Genomic DNA, 17,619 nt, shown 5'->3' with positions numbered 1-17,619 from the left:
CGTGGCAAGGACCTGCCCACCCGGGAGGCGTACTACGTAGCCGCCCCCTACTGACTAGGGCGGCGTTAAGCTCTTGGCCGGTTTACCAGCGGCGGCGTTTGACCGGGTCGGCCTCGCTCGCCCATGGCACGGCCCCCGTGGGCGCAGAGGCCGGGGCGGCGTCGCCCTGGCCGATTGTCTCGGCTTCTTGGTCGTCGGAGATCTCGATCAGCCGAGCCCGCCCCATGCTGGTGACGTTCTCACCACCGGCCGATGCGCAGGCGGGCTCGCAGGTTCGACCGAGGCCTTGACATCGGCCTCGACAGATGGCAGTGGGGAAGGTTCGTCCGAGGCGGTGGGTGGCTGGGGTTGTGGATGCGCTCTTTGGCCTCAGCTGCCCCGTCCAGTACTGCTCGTGTACTGCCGGCGGTTGGTCGGCGAGGAAGGCGTCACGCTTCGGGACGGGTTTGGCAGGGGGGTGGTGGAGCGGCGGCCGGGGCGGCGACCTGCGGGCAGGCGTACGGCCAGCGCACGTTATCGCGAACATGCGGCAACCGTGCTGGCCGGTGAGCGGAGAGCTGATGGTGCTCGGATCGGGTAAGACGGGTGTCGGCTCTGTATCGCGATGGGCCTCTGGCAGGCTGATCGAGTGACAGGGAGTGCATCGGATCCTGGTGACCGGTTCCGAGACCGGCGCGAACGGAAGCACGGGTACGACTTCATCGACGAGGTGCTGGTGTGCTGTCCTCGGTGCGACGGGTGCGCTGTCGTCTTGGCGCATCCAGGGACGCTTGAGGACGGTGAGGCGGCTTCCACCGGGGTCATGAACTTCCGCCGGCGCTTGCGCTGTAGAGAGTGTGGCTACTTCAAGGACGAGACGGTCGGCTCCGCTGTCGCCGGCGGTCCTGTTGATCCTTTCTTCCAGCGGCCGGTGTGGTTGCAGGCGAGTTGCTGCGGACATGTGCTGTGGGCCTATAACGTCCGGCATCTCGACCTCTTGGAGGCCTACGTGGCCGCGAAGCTGCGCGAACGTGGAGATCTTGTGGCCTGGGCTCCGGCAAGTCTGGTAGAGCGCCTGCCCACATGGCTCAAGACCGCCAAGAACCGTGCCGAGGTCTTGCGGACGGTCGAGCGCTTGCGCTTGACGCTGCCAGCTGACGGATAGGGGTCACGAGTCGTCCTCCCCCGTCTGAGTTGGCTTCTGAGGACGCGCCTTCGTCTCCCTCACGGCCGTGAGGGAGACGAAGGCGCTGTTCGCCGCCGAGCTCGTTCAGGGTGGGTCCGCCGGGATCGGGGTGTTGACGGGACGTTCGGCGAGGGCCGCGACTGCTTCACGGTCGCCTTCGAGGGCTTCGCGTTCGTCGTCGGCGAGGTCGAGCTACTCAAGCACCTGCTCGGTGTGTCGCCAGCGGTCAGGAACGTGTGACAAGCCGCCAGTTCCGGGCGCTCGGCGGTCTTGCCGGACTTCTTGTCGGCGACCACCCGCTCATCCGGCCGCCTTCAGTGCATCCAGTGGGTGCTCGAGATTCTGACCGGCGGTGGAGACACGGGCATGGCCGATGCGGTTACGAAGACACATCACGCTGTCACTGGCGTCTCATCTATAGCTTTAGCCTCTTTTGTCTGGCACGTCGCGGTCCGTGCATGATTGTCGCAAAATTAGCTCTTATTGAATGATCATGCGGAAGTTATGCTTCGAGCGTTTTGATCAGTGCTCCAGAGCCGCACGAGTCAGGATTCTGCCGGGTGGGGTGCAGCGACGTCTGACGCCCGCGTGGTGGGTGTCCCTGTGGCTGCGCTACCTCGTGTGACCGCGTCACGGCTCCTTCGGCGGGTGCCATGTCCTTCAGCAGGAAGCCTCCGTCCGACGCCTGACCCCCGTTCCGCCCCTTGGGGCCACGACGATTTCTCCATCAGGTTCCGCATGCGCGGCGCCGTGCCGCTGATGCAGCTGTCCGGCTCGCCGGTGGACATCGTGCGGCTGTATGACGCCGGGTACGGCGTCCTTAAGGACGCCGCCCACGCGCTCTGTTCGGCGGCCGCCTGATCGTCACGGGCGGCGCCTCCGTCCTGCCCGCCGGCCACGAACATCTCGACGTGCCGGCCACCGTCGAAGACGCCCTTGCCGTGCTCGCCCAGGACCGTGCACAGGAGCGGCGGGCCGACTGACGGGCCGGCACAGCGGCGAGCGGAGCACTGTCTGGACAGAACGGACCACCATCGGCATAATTTATTTTACGGTACCGTCTCGTAAATTAATCAGTGAGGTGGCGGCGGTGGACACGGATGTTCTGGTGGTCGGTGCGGGACCGGTCGGCCTGGCGCTGGCCTGCGGGCTGCTCCAGCACGGCGTCTCGGTACGCGTGATCGACAAGGCCGCAGCTCCGGCCGCCACGTCGCGGGCGAACTTCGTGCACGCGCGCGGCTCGGAGGTGCTCGATCGGCTGGACGCCCTGGGCGGCCTGCCGCAGGAGTCGGTGCAGGCCATGACGATCACCACCTACGCCGGGGACCGTCCGATGATGCGCATCCGGTTCGGCGACCCCGGGCTCGGCACCGCCGCACCCCCGATGGTGATCTCCCAGGCACGGGTGGAGGCGCGACTGCGCAAGCGCCTGGCCGAGCTGGGCGTCCGCCCGGAATGGGGCTTGGCGCTGGTCGAGGCCCGCCAGGACACGACCGGCGTCACCGCGACGCTCGGCGACGGCCGCACCGTGCGGGCCCGGTGGATGGTCGGCTGTGACGGGACTGGCAGCACCGTGCGCACGCAGGCTGGCATCGGCTTTCCGGGAGTGAAGGTCAGTGAGCGGTTCCTGCTCCTCGACGGACGCCTTGAGGGCGAGCCCGCCCTGGACCGGTCGGGGACCAGCGGCTGGGCGCACGCCGAGGGGATGCTGGGCGCGATGCCGATGCCGGGAGATCAGTGGCGGCTGCTCGCCTACGACGCCGCCTTCACCGTCGACAAGCCGAGCGAGGAGCAGATCGCCGAGCGCATGCGGCGCATCCTGCCTGAGCGCACCGGCCTGCCCGGCCTGCGGCTGGGCGAGGTGACCTGGGCGTCGCTGTTTCGCGTGCACCGCCGCCTGGCCGAGGCCTACCGGGCCGGGCGCATCCTGCTGGCCGGGGACGCCGCGCACGTGCACGCCCCGTTCGGCGGGCAGGGCATGCTGACCGGGCTCGGCGATGCCGAGAACCTGGCGTGGAAGCTCGCTCTGGTCATCCAGGGCCGCGCCGAAGTGGCGCTGCTGGACACCTACCAGGCCGAACGCCGCCCGCTGGCCACCGCGGTGCTGCGGGGCAGCACCGCCGCCACCAAGGTCAACATCGCCGCTGGCCCGCTCGGCCGCTTCCTTCGTGATCAGGTGCTGATGCGCATCTTCAGCCAGGCTTGGATCCAGCGGTGGACCACCTACACGACCTCGCAGCTGTGGGTGAGCTACCGCCGCGGCCCGCTCGGCAAGACGCTCGCAGGACGGGTCATCGGCAGCCGGGGCGGCAAGCTCCGCCCCGGCGACCGTGTGCCCGACCTGGACTGCGAACGCGGCGACGGCAGCCGCACCCGGCTGCACACCGAGCTACGCGGTGCGTGGGCGGTCCTCGGTCACGGCACCGGCACGGACGCCGCCTTCCAGGCCGCCCGGCGGCGGCTCGGCGAGCGCGTCGTCCAGCTTCGCTCCTCCGGCTCAGGGAACAGCCCGGCCCTGCTCGTGCGCCCGGACGGCCACCTGGCCTGCCAAGGCGGCCCGGCCGAGGTCACCCGCTGGCTGGACGGAGCCCTGGGATGACCGCCGCCGAAGGACGGGGGCGGGGACGTCCGCGTGATCCCGAGACCGATACCGCGATCCTGGCTGCCGCGCTGGAGCTGTTCGTGGAGCGCGGCGTCGAGGGCACCAGCATCGAGCAGGTCGCCAAACGCGCCGGCGTGGGCAAGCTGACCCTGTATCGCCGCTGGAGCAGCAAGGAGGACCTGCTCGCCCAGGCCATCGAGCAGCGGGTCCGCGCCGAGGTCACGCCGTCGGCCGCCGACGTCTACGCCCTGACCCCGCGCGACATCGTCGAGCGCGTGCTGCCCGCGGCGGCCGAGATGGCCGCCAGCCCCGGCTTTCGCGCACTGGTCGCCCGCATCATGGGCTCGGCCGTCAGCCACCCGCAGCTGATGGCCGTCTACTGGCAGCACTACATCCTGCCCCGCCGCGAGCTGGCCGCCGCGATGCTGCGGCGCGCCCAGCAGGACGGCACCGTGGCCGCCGACGCCGACCTGGACGTGCTGATCGACATGATGGCCGGCGCGGTCACCTACCGCGTGCTGCAGCCGGACCCGCCGGACACCACCGAGATGCTGCGCTACCTCACCGCCGTCTACCGCCAGGCCGGGCTGTATCCGCCTGCTTCAGGCGCTTGACCGCTCACCCAGAGTCGGCCGGTGCAGTACCGGCAGGGCGCTCAGCGCCCGCATCATGCCAGGCCGCCAGCCGATTCGGATGATCGAGGAGGGGGTTTGTCGGGGTCGAATGCGAGACTCCGCGCATGAATCTCCTACTTTCAGGCGGCCAACGTGAACACGTCTGAGCGCTTCACCCTCGAGCCGACCAATGAAGGGTGGCGAAGCGCGAGGATCGCTCGCGGAGAGCTCAGTGACCAGCGGTTCCAGCTGCCCACCGGTGTGACCGATGTGACCTTCGACCGCGCACGGCTGGTGAGCGTGGACTTCACGGAGACGCGGTTCCTCTGCTTCATCGCCTATGGCAGCGAGTTCGACGGATGCGACTTCTCCGGCGCCGCCTTCGAGCAGCTGTTGATGGGCAGCACGGGCATCGGCGGACAGGAGTGGGACGGCGCCACGTGGCCGCAGACCGTCTTCCGCAACTGCACCTTCCGCCGCACCCGCTTCGCGGAGCTAACCTTCTTCGGCAACGTGCGGTTTGAGCGGTGCGTGTTCGACCGATCTCGGCTGCGAGGGCAGACGACCACCTTCGAGGCCGAGTTCGTCGATTGCGTCTTTCTCGGCCGCGTACGGAGCATGAACTTCTGGGGCCGCCCGGCCGATCGCGACCAGGCCGTACTCGGCAGAGGCCACAACGACTTCACCGGCAATGACTTCACCGCCGCCGAACTCGATGACGTTTCCTTCCGCCACATTGACCTGCGGGCCCAGCGCTTGCCTGGCCTGCCCGGCTACGCGCTCCTCGACCGGATCGCCGAGCGGGCGAGTTCGGTGCTGCCGCTGGTCGACAGCTGGCCGGACGAGAAGCATCGCCAAGAGGCCCGTTCCGCACTGGAGTTCCTCGCCGACACGGCGCGCGCATGGACCGACGATCAGGCTCTGGTAAGCCCGGCGAGCCTGGGCCGCAAGCTCCCGCCCGCCCTCCGCGAAGAGCTGTTCGACGTGTTCAGACGCACATCCAGCGATACATCCCGTGGCTGAGCCGCACCGCCTCGCGGGCCAGGTCCCGCAAGGCGGTGATGCGTTCGATCTCGTAGTCGTTGAGCAGTTCGTCCTCGGCATACTCACGCAGCTGCGCATCTTCTATGACGGCGAGCGCGGCGACCGTCTCCGGCATCACCCGGTCCACGCCCGATACCTCACCGTCGTCCACGACGACCTCGCTGTCGCCGAACTCGCTGACGTCGCGCCCGCTGAGCTCGGCCACCAGGTCGCCGAGTTCGTCGATCCAGCCCTTGCAGTCGACATACGGAAGCTTCACATACCCCGGCCCGCCGGACAGAGCCCGCTCGGCCGACTCATCAGAGTCCGCCGTGAAGTAGTCGACCAAGACGCCCATGGTCGAACACCTTATCGATCAAGCCACCATGAGGACAGAGCCCGCCTCAGGATCGCTTGTCACCCCACAAGCGCATTCCGCGACGTGGCAGCCGGCACGGTGGCACTGCCAGACCGCCGTGGCCTCCTTGTCTGGGTCGCCGGTGAACAGCCACTGCTCCTGGTTCCACTCAGCCGAGCGCCATTGCGGGGGTGTTCACGAGTCGCGTTGACCAGCGGAGGAAGAATCTTCCAGGAGATCGCTTCCCACGTACTGGGTGATCGTTTCCCGCGCCGAGCGCGATACCGCCGAGCCGACCACGCTCCCCAGCATGGAAGCGACTCCGCCCGAGAACGCCTCGGGCGGCACACCGCTCTGAGTCCGTCCAGGATCGTCGAGAATTGTGGAACCTCCGCCCGCGTTCATGGCAATTACTCGTGTCATGTCCGAGGAGATCCGAGAGGCGACAGATGCGAAACGAAAGCCGGGCGGCTCCCCTACCCCGGCCCCACGCCGCCGAGGACCCACCGCCCTGGCGCGAATCCGAGCGGTTCGCCACCCTGTTCACCTCGCACGCCCCCGAGCTGAAGCGCTACGTCATCCGGCGCCTGGGCCCTGAGCCCGCCGACGACATCGTGGCCGAGACATTCGCCGTGGCTCTGCAGAATCTGGCGTCGTATGACGGGAGCAGAGGCGACGAACGGTCCTGGCTGTACGGGATCACCACCAACCTGGTGAGCAGGCACCGGCGCCGGGAGATCGGCCTGTACAAGGCGTTGAGCCGCACCGGGATCGACCCGGCGACCGAGTCGTTCACGGACGAGGTGAACCGGCGGGTGAGCGCGAGCGCGGCACGCAGACGGCTGGCGAAGGCGTTGGCCGGGCTCTCCCAGGCGCACCGGGACACGTTGTTGCTGGTGGTCTGGGCGGAGCTGACGTACGAGGAGGCCGCGGCGGCGCTCGGCGTGCCCGTGGGGACCGTCCGGTCGCGGGTGAACAGAGCGAGGACCAAACTCCGCCGGGTGCTGTCCGGCGTCGATCCGGAAGAGGGATAGACCATGGTGAACGAGATCGAGATGCTGCGCGAGATGCGCGGCGAGGTTCCCGAGCGGCCCGACGTGTCGGAAGTCCGGCTCAAGATGGCCGACCACATGGAGCGGGCTCCCTCGCGACGTGCGCGACCCGCGTATCGGATGAGGTTCGGGCTCACGCTGGCCACGGCGGGTGTGCTGGCGGCCGCGACCGCGGCGGTCCTCGTCCTGCCCGGCGGGGGCGGGCAGGAGGCACGGCCGACCCTGTCGAGCGAGGCGGCCCGACCGAGCGGTGCGGCGACAGTGCTGGAGCACGCCGCGCTCGTGGCGGCCCGTAGCACGGCCGCCGAGATCCGGCCCGACCAGTGGTTCTACCTCAAGGAGTCACAGCATATGGGCGCCGAGCTGCCAACGTTCGAGATTTGGAACCGCATGGACGGCCTCAGGTCGGCGCTGCGTACGGAGGGCGAGGAGCTGAAGGTAGGTCCGACGGAGAAGGGACCGACGAACGTGCGGCGCACCCAGCAAGAAGTGGAGGCCCTGCCCACGGATCCCGACGCGCTGTTGCGGCACTTCCGCGACGGCGCTCAGGACCGTACGCCGCTGTCGGTCTGCGGGCCGTCCTGCCCGCCCGAGATCGCAGAGGACGCCAAGGTGTTCGGGACGATCGGGTGGTACCTGAAGTTCGGGCCCGTGATCCCGCCGGACACGGCCGCGGCCATGTTCCGGGCGCTGGCGAAGATCTCCCACGTCTCTGTCGAGGAGGGCGCCACGGACATGGACGGCCGCCCCGGCATCGGCGTGGTCTTCGACGCGGGCGAGCACGGCAAGCTCTGTTACGTGCTCGACCCGGGCGACTACCGCTACATGGGAGTGAAGGCCGTGCAGGACGGCCAGAGCGTGGGCATGTCGGTGCTCGGCTCGGGAATCGTGGACCGGGCGGGTGACACGCCCTGAGTCAGTCGATCAGGCACGACATCCGCGCGGGATCGGGAGATCATTCAGAATGCTCCCGTGCTCGTCGTGCCGGATCGGGGGCTGCGTCATGCCTTCGGTCCCCCGAGTGTTCGTGATGTCCAAGAGCCGGGACAGCAACTTCCTCAAAGTCATTCAGCACATCGAGAAGGCGCTCAACCCGAAGGCCAATGCGGGCACCTTCCCACCGAAGCGGGCCGGCCACAACTGGAACGTGCACTACTCACTGCCGTTCTACTCTGGGAGATACAAACAAAGGCACACAAGCTTGGTAATGCCCCTCGTTGTTGACTCTTTCGCGGGAGTTGCGGAAGATAGCAAGAATCCGAAGAAGAACGACATCGAGGCGGCGATCGCCTACTGCGGGTGCTCCGGAGTTACGGCGGACAACCCACATCGGGAAACACTAAGATCAATAGCGATAATTTCGAACGTGGGCAGAAAGTGGCTTTAAAGTCAACATGCTAAAAGTGGCGAACAGCGAGAGCAGGGCCACGGGAATAGAGCGCCGAAGGAAAAAGCTCCCGTGGCTGGCACCCGGCAACGCCGTCGACGAATACTGGGAGTGCAACAGAATAGGCTGGGACCAGTGCGATTGACAGTGGCGCGCACGGCAAGAACTCGCCCCAGTCGACTCGTGGCCGCCGTCCTCGGTCTACTCACCGTGGTCACAGGTTGCCTAGGGCCGCCGGCCTCGGTGACGCTGCGAGTCGATCTAGCGGCTCTTGAAGACGTCCGCGGCATAGGTCGGGTGCGAGCGGAGTTTGCTCATGAAAGTGATACAGAAGGCGGCGGGACCCAAATTTCGGAAACGATGATCATTGATGTCGGCGGGATGAACGGGCGAGAGGCACTCGATAGGGCTGCGAATCTCCTCGCCGCCCGTGATTGGATGATCGAAGCGGAGAATCGCCCAACGATTATAGGAATGGCATCTGCCCGCTGGAAAGACACGTACCTGGAACTGCGCCCGTATCATCCGGCATACTTCGAAGACCATCCAGAAGTTCTAGAGAAGATTAAGAAGGAGTCTATTGATAGTAGCTCCCTGGTATATCTGGACGTGTCCAGTCTCAATGTTTCACGATCTTGACACGGCGATCGTAGATCGTTGTGATCATGGTGTTGCCTCGGCGTAGGCGTGCCAGCGCAGGTGAGCTGGGCGGGATCGGTACTGTTTGCGGCGGCGCCACAGGGACCAGGTCAGCTTGTGCGCCTGTTCGCGAAGTGGGGCGGGGATCACGATGTCGCGTAACTGTCGCAGGAGTTTGGGGATGGCGATGGGCACCATCTGTGCTTCCTCGGGCAGATCGCCGTCGAGGAGACGCTGGCGGGCCAGCGCAACGGCCAGGAAGAGGTAGGCCGGCAGGGAGATCGCGCTCCAGCGGTGCCAGGGGGTCCAGCGGATGACCTGGCCTTTGTCCAGGCCGCAGGTCTGCTTAACGAGTTGGTGATCTTCTTCGATTCTCCACCTTGCGCATGCCACGAAGATCAGACGGGAGAGCAGGACCGGCTCGGGGCTCCAGCAGCGGTAGAACGACAGGGTGCCGGTGTAGCGATGTCGACGCACCAGCGGCGCACCGTGCCCGTCGTGCTGCCCGTTGTGTGTCTCGTCGCTGGTGATGGCCAGCATCGCCCAGTCGTAGTGGCGGATGCCCTTGCTGCCGTGTCCGGTGCGCAACCGCATCCACGCGCTCCGGGGGATCAGGTCTGCGGCGGCCTGGGTGACCTTCACCTTCCGACCGGCATGGGTGGGTCGTGGAGCGCTGCACCGATGACACGACCACGCTGATCCGCTAAAGGATCGCGGGCAGCGACGGCGGGGAGTCTGCTCGGGTGGGTGCGGCGGTTTCGGCGTATATCGAGCACGCGACGGAAAAGCGGCAGGTGTACCGGATGCTGTATGTGGAGGCAAATCACCTGCGCAGGGACGAGCCACGGCGTGATCCGCTGGCGATCGTGCTGGGCGAGATCTTGAACGGCCAGTGTGGGCTGACGAAGAAAGAGGCCCGGCTGGGTGGGGTTGCGATCGGGGGCGCCGTCGGGGCGCTGCTGGCGGACTGGTACGCGCGTGAAGAGGTAACCGTGCGCCAGATCATTGATACGGCTCTGGCGGTGTGCCGGTGGGCGCCGTCGTTCGGTCGGGTCGATCGGTGGGAGGCCACCGTGAGCCCTGGATAGACCGTAAGACCACCCTCGCTCCGGTCATGGAAGGGCACGCGCCGGGCCGGGCAGGGTCCAGTCGGCCGCCCTCGGATAGAGTTCCGCGCCGCTACGCGCATCTACTCCTGTCAACGGCCATGAGGATGCCCAGGTAGACGGTCTTGGGTTGTCTCGGTTGGTGGCCAGCAGAAATCCAGACTGGTGGCCGGGGTTGTCCTGAGGGGTGGTCAGGTGAGCGGGGTGACGCCCTTACCGACGAGGGCCTGGGCGAGGCGGTGGGAGTCGCCCTTGGTGAGGACCAGGTGGGGCGCGGCCAGCACGTGGGTCGCATCGGTGCGCTGTCGCCCCCGCTGCTTGACCAGCCCAGCCACGTGCAAGCGATCCAGCATCATGCCCAGCAGCCGGTCGGCGCGTTCGGGCTGTTCAGCCAGCCGAGCCCGGAACTCACACAACACCGAGTAGTCGAACCCGGCGTCCTCCAACTCCAGACCCAGCGCGTACTTCCAGTCGATCCGCACCGCGACGGCGCGGGCCGCTTGCCGGTCGGAGTAGTCCTCGGCAAACTGCAACACGCTGACCAGCGCCAACTGCGCCGCAGACAGCGAAGGCCGCCCGTCGACCGGGTACCAGTCGGCGAACTCCTCATCATCGAAGATCTCTCCGAGTCGATCCCGGACCAGCATCGCCGGTGTGCCCTTCGGACACACCTTCCAGGCTAACTCCGCCGTCTTCGCGGGAATCCCCGCGCTCACTCGTGGATGCAGCGACATCACCCTCGCCCTCCTCGACCGGCCCACAGTCCAGCCGACACCTCCAGCCTGAATGCCCTCCCAAAGATCGCCAACAGCGTCACGGCATTGCGACTAGCCCTTCACAGCGATGCCACAACATGCGAATATACGTTCGAAGAAAGAAGATCGTCTTTCGGAACGGAGTGCATGTGCGTCCATCAGCCTCTGAACGCATCGGCCGATTAGTCGCCTCGGCCGGGTCCCTGCTCCTGGCGGCGAGCCTGCTCGCCGCCCCAGCCCCCGCCACCGCGGCCGCCGACCTCGTCGCCGACCTCGGGGTCGCGGGCAAAGGCGGGGACCTGGTGGCCGGCCACGGCAAGGTCTTCGTCGCCGCCGACGACCGGATCGTGGTCACGCACCTCGACGGCGAGGCCGTTACCACGATCGGCGGCCTGTCCGGAGTCACCGCCCTGTCCGCGCCGGACGGCGCCAGGAAGGTGTACGCGACGCTGAGCGGTACGCATGAGGTGATCGAGATCGACACCGCCACGGTCGCCGTCACCCGGCGCATCGATCTGTCCGCGTATCCGTGCCCGTCCACGCTGGCGCAGGCCCACAACCGGCTGTGGATCGGATACGGCTGCGGCGGGGCGGGTGAGGGAGGGGTCGTCGCGCTCGACGTGCGGGCGACCCCCATCCTCGTCAAGGTCGGGCCGGCCACGACCCGGCCTCCGCTGGTCGCGGTCGCCGGCGCCCTCCTCGCCGTGTCGGAGCCGGGAGTCAGCCCCGCCACCGTCAGGCTGTACGACGTCAACCGCGACCCGGGCAACCCGCTCGGCGAGATCCTCGGCGACGCGGACGGGCTGCCGCCTTTGGAGGACCTGGCCCTTGCCTACCAAGGGTCGGCGGTGCTGCCGGTGCCGTCCGGCGCCCACCGCTTCGACGCCTGGGACACCACGACCTTCGACCGGGCTCACGCCTACGACGAGAAGGGGCCGGCCGGGCACGACCTGGCCGCCACCGTCGCGTCCAGCGAGAACGGCTACTACGTCGTGGGCGGCTGGAACTCGGTCGCGGGTGACGCGGCGGAGCTCGTGGTCTACGACGCGACCACGAGAGAGGTGATCTACACGGCCGGCCACCAGGGAAAGGCGCTGGTGCCGGGTAGCATCGGCTTCTACGGCATCTACACCTTCGCGGTGCTGAAGGAGCCCGGCACCGGGCGCATGCACCTCTGGCGGCTGCCGTCCGCGCCCTACCACTCCTCGGCCCTGACCCTGACGGCGCCCGCCGAGGCGAACGCGCTCAAGCCGCTGACCATCAGCGGACGGCTCACGCTCAGCACCGGGGCGACCCCCGGCGTGCAGACGCTGGAACTGTACAGCTGGCTCCCCGACGGCACCGACCGGCCCTTCCGGGAGGTCACCACAGCGGCGGACGGGACCTACGAGTTCACCGACACCCCACCGGGCATCGGGGCGTTCAGGTATCGCCTGTCCTGGCCGGGCAACTCCTGGTACGACGGGGCCTACGCGACGGCGACCGTCACCGTGGCCAGGAACGAACCGGCGCTCATCGTGACCGGGCCCGCGACGGGCGTCGTCGGCGAGTTGCTGGAGTTCAGAGGCACCTTTGCCGCCGAGGGCGTCGTCTACCCGCGCACGACGGTCACCGTCAGCCGCAGGGCCGTCGCGCCGGACGGCACCGTCACCACCAAGGGTCAGAAACTGGCCGCCGCCACCGACGGGACGTTCGCCTTCACCGACACGCCGGCCACGGCCGGGAAGCACACCTACACCGTCACGCTGGTCGGGAGCTCGACCGTCAAGGGAACGAGCACCAATCACGTGGTCACCGTCGTCGAGCCGGCGGGATAGCGTCCCAGTGAGCCGGGGCTTACCTCTCGTAGGCCCCGGCGATGCCCGCCGCGGCGGCGCGCAGGGGCTCCACCAGGCGGGGCAGCTCGCAGGCGCGCCGCGCGGACAGCACGATGCCCAGCGCAGCGACGGGCCGCCCGGCCACGACGACCGAAGCGGCGGCCGAGCACGAGCCGGCCGTCATGTAGGATCCGCGTTTCGATGTCGAAATCCGCGGCTCCGTGTCAGTTGGTTGTCGGATTCGACATGCCGACGCGGACCGGCAGGTCAAGGGACGGGTCGAGTCGAGATAACGGGAATTCCGGCCATGGGTGGATCTTGAGCGCTCTGACCTGCTGCAACGTCGAGGGGGTTCGAGCTCCGCCGTACGACTCGGGGCCTCGAATAACTGCCGGCCTCCGCTCAGTGCTTCCGCTCAGCTCTTCCGTTCACCCGGGACGCAGAACTCGTTGCCCTCTGGGTCGAGGATGGTCACCCAGTGCTGCTCGTCTGCACGGTGTCGACGCGCCGGACGGAGGGAGAGCAGCCGGGCGACCTCGGCCTCCTGGTCGTCGGGGCGGAAGTCGGGGTGGAGCCGGTTCTTCGACGTCTTGCCCTGGGCGACAGGCACGAAGAGCAGCCCCGGCATCCGGTCCGGCTCAGGCCGGATCTCGACGATCTCCTCAGATTCGTCGACCACAACCCAGCCGAGAGCCTCGGCCCACCAGCGCCCGAATGCGACAGGGTCGGTGGAGTCGACGATGATCTGTTCCCATTCCAGTGCCATGGGCTTGAGCATAGACAGGACCGGCGGCCCGGCGAGGTCGCGGGGTCGAGCCGGGATACGAGCAGAAGTGGCAATTCCAGTCCACTAGACTCGCGCTTCCAAGCGGGCCAACATGACAAGAGGATTCGACACGCCCGCGCGGACTAACACGTCCGACAGATCGCACGGACTGGCGACCAGCCGCGCCGTCGGGAAGATCGCCGAGTCGGGGCTGTTCGACGAGGTGTTCGTACCTCCGGCTCCGGGCGACGCGGGCACGGCCATCGGCGCGGCCGCGACCGTCCATCTCCAGGCGAGCCCGCTGCCGCTGTCGGGCATCGTCGGGGCCTGCTATCTCGGGCCGTCCTTCGCCGGCCACCTGCCGGACCTCACCCGCTGGCCCCAGCTGTCCGAACTGCCAGTGCCCGGTGACCCGGCCGAGTTCCTGGCCGACCAGATCGCCCAGGGCGACATCGTCGGCCTGTTCCGGGGCCGGATCGAAGCGGGTCCACGAGCGCTCGGGAACCGGTCGATCCTCGCCTCCCCCCTGGAGCCGGGCGTGGTGGCCCGGCTGAACGACACGGTGAAGTACCGCGAGCCGTTCCGGCCGTTCGCGCCCATGGTCACGGCCGAGCGCGCCGCCGAGTACTTCACCCTCGGCCAGGAGTCGCCGTACATGTCGATGGCATCCGGAGTGACCGCCCTGGCGCGCGAGCAGATCCCCGCGGTCGTGCACGCCAACGGCACCGCGCGCGTGCAGACCGTCACCAAGGACGACAACTCGTTCGTGCACGCCGTCCTGGAATCGTTCGCCCGCCGGACCGGCGTTCCGGTCCTCATCAACACCTCATTGAACGTCAAGGGCAAGCCCATCTGCGGCCCCCCAGACATGGCGCTGGAGTGCCTCGCCGAAAGCGGCCTGGACGCCCTGCTGCTGGAAGGCCGGTGGATCACCAAGTGAAGATCGGCTACAGCTTCTGGGGGTTCCTCGGCCCCGGCATCACCGACACCCCGGACGGCGGCCGCAGCCATCGCCGCCCCTTCATCGACGGCATCATCGCGGCCGACCACGAGGTCGTGTTCCTCCAGCCGAACCGGGACCTGACCGAAGCCGGAGACCACATCGCCGACAGCCATCTGTTCGACGCCGGGCTCCCGCCCGTCGATGTGCTGTTCCTGGAGTGGCGCTGGCCCATCTCCGGCCGCAACACCACGATCTGCGGCAGCCCCGGCCACACCTGCGACCTGCACCGGCAGAACCGGCTGCTCTACCACTACACCCACCGCGCCCACACCCCCACCGTCATCTGGGACAAGGACCGGCAACTCCCCGCCCACCACCCCGTGCGCCAGCGGCCCAACGTCGTCGTGTGCGAGGCCACTCTCACCCCACGCCGCGGCACCGTACCGTTGCTGTTCCCGCTGGATGACGTGCTCCTGGACGCGGCCGACCCGGTCAAACTCGCCCAGCGGGAACGGCCGAACCCGCTGTGCTACATCGGCAACCAGCACGGCCGCAACGCCGCGTTCGACCGGTACTTCGCGCCCGCGGCGGCCCGCACACGACACCTGATCGCCGGCAAGTGGACCCACACGAGCCGCTGGCCAAACCTCAACTTCATCGGCCGGGTGCCTTTCACTGAGGTCGCCTCCCTGTACGGCCAGAGCCTCGCCACGGTGCTGCTGCTGCCGGACCGGTACGCCGCCGCCGGGCAGATGACACAACGCATCTTCGAGGCGGTCCTGGCCGGGTGCTTACCGCTCGCGCCCGCCACCATCAACCGCGTCCACATGTTCGTGCCGCCGCAGCTGATCGTGAACTCGGGCGGCGACACGATCCGTTCCCTGCACTGGCTCGACAACATCCGAGGCAGCCACGAGCACGTGAACCTCCTGGCCGCGTGTCTGGAGCGGCTGGAGTTGTTCCGGCTCAGCCGCCAACTCCAGAACCTAAACGAGATGCTCGCTCCGCTCACCGCCAACCGAGACGTGCAACCGGCAGGGGGACGCTCATGACCAGCCCTCGGCGTCCTGCTGTCCCGACTATCGTGGAGAACCATGCACATGTCCCGGGTCGCCGTCATCGGGTCGGGCGGCAGCGGCAAGTCGTACGTGGCACGCGAGCTCGGCCGCCTGCTCGATGCGCCGGTCACCCATCTCGACGCGGTCTACTACGACGACGAGTGGACCCCCCTGCCAGCGGAGAAGTTCGAGACGATCCAACGCGAGCTGGTCGCCGAGCCGCGATGGGTCATCGACGGCAACTACAACTCCACGCTGCACGTACGGCTGCAGGCGTGCGACACCGTGATCCTGGTGGACGTCCCCACCGTCGCCGCATTGTGGGGCGTCCTGTCCCGGCAGGCCCGCCACGGCGCCGGTCAGCACGACGCGGGCGTCTACAACCGCATCAACTGGTCGTTCGTCCGGTACGTCGCCTCCTACCGGCGGCGGATGCGGCCGCAGGTGCTGGCCAAGATCCGCCAGCACACCAGAGACAGCACGCAGATAGTGGTGCTGCGCAGCCGCGCCCACGCCCGCCGCTGGCTGGAGCAGGTGGCCGCCGGCCGCTGAACCCCGGCCGCCCCCGCACCACAGGCGGTGGGCAGGCATGACCGGCAGCGTCTTCACCGACCCGGCCGCCACCGCAGGCCTCTACCGAGACAGCGGCCGTCTGGCGGCCCGCACCTCCGCCCTGCACCGCGCCAAAACGCACGGACGGCCCGTCGCCGACGTCATCGCCAAGGTCGCCGCCTGCTACGTGGACGACCCCAGCCGGTCGGTGGTCGCCGACATCGGCTGCGGGCGGGGCACCAGCAGTCTGGTCCTGGCTGAACGACTCCGCCCCCGCAGGCTGGTGGGCCTGGACGCGTCGGCCGCGATGCTCGCCGCCGCCCGCGCCCGCCTGGCAGCCCTCAGCCCTGCCGTGGCCGCCGCGGTGGAGTTCGTGCAGGCCGACTTCCACCACCTGCCCCTACCCGATGACGGCTGCGACTTCGCAGCGGCCGCGTTCTGCCTCTACCACGCGCCCGACCCGCACACGGTGATCGCCGAGATCGCCCGCGTCCTCGCACCAGGCGGGGTCGCGATCCTGGTGACCAAATCCGCCGACAGCTACCGAGAACTGGACCGGCTGGTGGCCGCCGCCGGACTCGACCCGGGCGCCGCGGACCGGCCGAGCCTGTACGCCGCAGCGCACGGCGGCAACCTGGCCGATCTCACCGCCGGCCATCTCCGTGTCCTGGCCACGCTGGAGGAGAAGCACCGCTTCGCCTTCGCCGGGCTGGACCACGTCGCGGCCTATCTGGCCACCACCCCGAAGTACAAGCTGCCTCCCGGCCTGGCCACCGACCCCGACGCCATCGCCACCAGACTGCGCGCCGCCTGGCCGGACGAGCCCGTCACCGCGACGTCCACCATCACCTACCTGACCGCCACACCGACATGAACCCACCCGACATGACCTACTTCGCCAAGCCGTACGCCACCCGCGACGCCGTCCGCCGGGCCGCGGCCCATCACGCCTGGCTCGCCCAGCACGCCCAGCCGCTTCGGCAGCCACCCATCGTGACGGTGCACGAACGCCGCATCGACTTCGCATTCGTGCAGGGCCGCCACGCCACCGTCTCCGACCTGCCCGCGCTCGCCAGCATCCTCGGCCGAGCGCACACCACCGCCTGGCAGAACGACCTGCACCGAGCCCAGCTCACCACGCCGCACCCGCTGCCCGCCGGGAGCGTACTGGCCGACTTCGTCTCCCCCCGCCAGGTCGCGCTCCACCGCCACCTGCAGGCCGGCCTGATCACCCCCTACCAGCTCGTCGCCGCCCAACGACTCCTGCAAGCCGACCCGCTCGCGCCGGCCGCGTTCTACAAGGACACCAACCCGCGCAACGTGCTCATCACCGCCGAAGGTCCGGTCATGGTGAACGTCGATGACCTCACGCTGGCCCCGTTCGGCTACGACTTGGCCAAGCTGGTGGTCACCCTCGCCATGACGCACGGCCCGATCCTGCCCGGTCACATCGCGACCGCGCTCACCTGCTACAACAAAGCCCTGCTCGATGCCGGTCTCACCCCGGTCACGGCCGCCGGTTTCCTCGGCTACACCGACCTGCACCACATACTCACCCTGCCCTACCTCGGCACCGGCGGATACCGCCACTCGTGGCCCGGCCTTCGCCCCTCACTGGACGGACTGGCCGCCACCACACCCCCGGCGTCCCCATCCCGTTGACCGGAGGACCTCGTGCAGCAACCCCTGAGGGGCCACGGAGATTCCGGACAGCCGTCTTATGGGCGTAGCCTATGCGGCTGTTTGGGTTGAGAGGGACTCATTGAGTACTTCCAGGGGTGG

At 68.4% G+C, this 17,619-nt stretch carries 22 protein-coding genes; 16 read left to right on the top strand and 6 right to left on the bottom strand.

Annotated features, from left to right (window positions below):
• Nucleotides 1-82: 82 nt before the first annotated feature.
• Nucleotides 83-226, bottom strand: a complete 144-nt coding sequence (locus tag AB0I38_RS30150; RefSeq protein ID WP_358485664.1) for a hypothetical protein — start codon at nt 224-226, stop codon at nt 83-85.
• Nucleotides 227-802: 576 nt separating this feature from the next.
• On the opposite strand from AB0I38_RS30150, the gene AB0I38_RS30145 reads away from it, so the two are divergent.
• From AB0I38_RS30145 to AB0I38_RS30125, 5 genes are all read left to right on the top strand, one after another.
• Nucleotides 803-1,144, top strand: a complete 342-nt coding sequence (locus AB0I38_RS30145; protein ID WP_358485659.1) for a hypothetical protein — start codon at nt 803-805, stop codon at nt 1,142-1,144.
• Between the two features lie 759 nt (nt 1,145-1,903).
• On the top strand, nt 1,904-2,026 hold the full coding sequence (locus tag AB0I38_RS30140; RefSeq protein WP_358485652.1) for a hypothetical protein: 123 nt from the start codon (nt 1,904-1,906) through the stop codon (nt 2,024-2,026).
• A 229-nt stretch (nt 2,027-2,255) separates the two neighbouring features.
• The gene (locus AB0I38_RS30135) at nt 2,256-3,764 is read left to right on the top strand and encodes an FAD-dependent oxidoreductase (protein ID WP_358485646.1); all 1,509 of its coding nucleotides are present in this window, start codon (nt 2,256-2,258) and stop codon (nt 3,762-3,764) included.
• Nucleotides 3,761-4,381 carry a TetR/AcrR family transcriptional regulator gene (locus tag AB0I38_RS30130; RefSeq protein WP_358485640.1) on the top strand — a complete coding sequence of 207 codons (621 nt, stop codon included), beginning with the start codon at nt 3,761-3,763 and terminating at the stop codon, nt 4,379-4,381. Before AB0I38_RS30135 ends, AB0I38_RS30130 begins: the two co-directional genes overlap by 4 nt.
• Nucleotides 4,382-4,534: 153 nt before the next feature.
• Nucleotides 4,535-5,404 carry a pentapeptide repeat-containing protein gene (locus tag AB0I38_RS30125; RefSeq protein ID WP_358485625.1) on the top strand — a complete coding sequence of 290 codons (870 nt, stop codon included), beginning with the start codon at nt 4,535-4,537 and terminating at the stop codon, nt 5,402-5,404.
• Here AB0I38_RS30125 and AB0I38_RS30120 read toward each other — a convergent pair.
• A complete protein-coding gene (locus AB0I38_RS30120) occupies nt 5,370-5,753 on the bottom strand; it encodes a hypothetical protein (protein WP_358485621.1) in 384 nt (127 codons plus the stop codon). The two genes, AB0I38_RS30125 and AB0I38_RS30120, sit on opposite strands and share 35 nt — an antisense overlap.
• Before the next feature lie 458 nt (nt 5,754-6,211).
• On the opposite strand from AB0I38_RS30120, the gene AB0I38_RS30115 reads away from it, so the two are divergent.
• The 4 genes from AB0I38_RS30115 (at nt 6,212) to AB0I38_RS30100 (ending at nt 8,840) form a co-directional block, all read left to right on the top strand.
• Nucleotides 6,212-6,796: an RNA polymerase sigma factor gene (locus tag AB0I38_RS30115; RefSeq protein ID WP_358485616.1), complete on the top strand. Its 585-nt coding sequence runs from the start codon at nt 6,212-6,214 to the stop codon at nt 6,794-6,796.
• A 3-nt stretch (nt 6,797-6,799) separates the two neighbouring features.
• The gene (locus tag AB0I38_RS30110) at nt 6,800-7,729 is read left to right on the top strand and encodes a CU044_5270 family protein (RefSeq protein ID WP_358485609.1); all 930 of its coding nucleotides are present in this window, start codon (nt 6,800-6,802) and stop codon (nt 7,727-7,729) included.
• 106 nt (nt 7,730-7,835) lie between these two features.
• Nucleotides 7,836-8,201, top strand: coding sequence for a hypothetical protein (locus AB0I38_RS30105; RefSeq protein ID WP_358485601.1), 366 nt, complete (start codon nt 7,836-7,838; stop codon nt 8,199-8,201).
• A 183-nt stretch (nt 8,202-8,384) separates the two neighbouring features.
• Nucleotides 8,385-8,840, top strand: coding sequence for a hypothetical protein (locus tag AB0I38_RS30100; protein ID WP_358485595.1), 456 nt, complete (start codon nt 8,385-8,387; stop codon nt 8,838-8,840).
• 24 nt (nt 8,841-8,864) lie between these two features.
• On the opposite strand, the gene AB0I38_RS30095 is transcribed toward AB0I38_RS30100, so the two are convergent.
• A complete protein-coding gene (locus AB0I38_RS30095; protein ID WP_358485590.1) occupies nt 8,865-9,482 on the bottom strand; it encodes a hypothetical protein in 618 nt (205 codons plus the stop codon).
• A gap of 101 nt (nt 9,483-9,583) precedes the next feature.
• On the opposite strand from AB0I38_RS30095, the gene AB0I38_RS30090 reads away from it, so the two are divergent.
• Nucleotides 9,584-9,928 (top strand): hypothetical protein, encoded by a 345-nt coding sequence (locus AB0I38_RS30090; protein ID WP_358485583.1) that lies wholly within the window; start codon nt 9,584-9,586, stop codon nt 9,926-9,928.
• 209 nt (nt 9,929-10,137) lie between these two features.
• Here AB0I38_RS30090 and AB0I38_RS30085 read toward each other — a convergent pair whose 3' ends face one another.
• Nucleotides 10,138-10,680: a transposase gene (locus tag AB0I38_RS30085; protein ID WP_436838792.1), complete on the bottom strand. Its 543-nt coding sequence runs from the start codon at nt 10,678-10,680 to the stop codon at nt 10,138-10,140.
• A 170-nt stretch (nt 10,681-10,850) separates the two neighbouring features.
• Between AB0I38_RS30085 and AB0I38_RS30080 the strand changes: the two genes are divergently transcribed.
• Nucleotides 10,851-12,518, top strand: a complete 1,668-nt coding sequence (locus tag AB0I38_RS30080) for a hypothetical protein (RefSeq protein ID WP_358485577.1) — start codon at nt 10,851-10,853, stop codon at nt 12,516-12,518.
• Between the two features lie 19 nt (nt 12,519-12,537).
• Here AB0I38_RS30080 and AB0I38_RS30075 read toward each other — a convergent pair whose 3' ends face one another.
• Complete coding sequence (locus AB0I38_RS30075) at nt 12,538-12,702, bottom strand: hypothetical protein (protein ID WP_358485572.1); 165 nt, start codon at nt 12,700-12,702, stop codon at nt 12,538-12,540.
• A 231-nt stretch (nt 12,703-12,933) separates the two neighbouring features.
• Entirely contained in the window at nt 12,934-13,284 is a 351-nt protein-coding gene (locus AB0I38_RS30070) for a VOC family protein (RefSeq protein ID WP_358485568.1), read from the bottom strand.
• Between the two features lie 112 nt (nt 13,285-13,396).
• On the opposite strand from AB0I38_RS30070, the gene AB0I38_RS30065 reads away from it, so the two are divergent.
• Genes AB0I38_RS30065 through AB0I38_RS30045 form a run of 5 tightly spaced genes read left to right on the top strand, consistent with a single transcriptional unit; the run spans nt 13,397 to nt 17,499 of the window.
• On the top strand, nt 13,397-14,224 hold the full coding sequence (locus AB0I38_RS30065; protein WP_358485561.1) for a carbamoyltransferase C-terminal domain-containing protein: 828 nt from the start codon (nt 13,397-13,399) through the stop codon (nt 14,222-14,224).
• Nucleotides 14,209-15,279, top strand: coding sequence for a glycosyltransferase family protein (locus tag AB0I38_RS30060; protein WP_358485549.1), 1,071 nt, complete (start codon nt 14,209-14,211; stop codon nt 15,277-15,279). The genes AB0I38_RS30065 and AB0I38_RS30060 overlap by 16 nt, the downstream gene beginning before the upstream one ends.
• A gap of 42 nt (nt 15,280-15,321) precedes the next feature.
• Nucleotides 15,322-15,837 (top strand): topology modulation protein, encoded by a 516-nt coding sequence (locus AB0I38_RS30055; protein ID WP_358485545.1) that lies wholly within the window; start codon nt 15,322-15,324, stop codon nt 15,835-15,837.
• Between the two features lie 37 nt (nt 15,838-15,874).
• A complete protein-coding gene (locus AB0I38_RS30050; RefSeq protein ID WP_358485539.1) occupies nt 15,875-16,711 on the top strand; it encodes a class I SAM-dependent methyltransferase in 837 nt (278 codons plus the stop codon).
• On the top strand, nt 16,708-17,499 hold the full coding sequence (locus tag AB0I38_RS30045; RefSeq protein WP_358485530.1) for a hypothetical protein: 792 nt from the start codon (nt 16,708-16,710) through the stop codon (nt 17,497-17,499). Before AB0I38_RS30050 ends, AB0I38_RS30045 begins: the two co-directional genes overlap by 4 nt.
• The last annotated feature ends 120 nt before the right edge of the window (nt 17,500-17,619 follow it).

Source organism: Nonomuraea cavernae, assembly GCF_040655715.1.
Taxonomy (GTDB): Bacteria; Actinomycetota; Actinomycetes; order Streptosporangiales; family Streptosporangiaceae; genus Nonomuraea; species Nonomuraea cavernae_A.
This window is presented reverse-complemented; position numbering and strand designations above follow the sequence as displayed.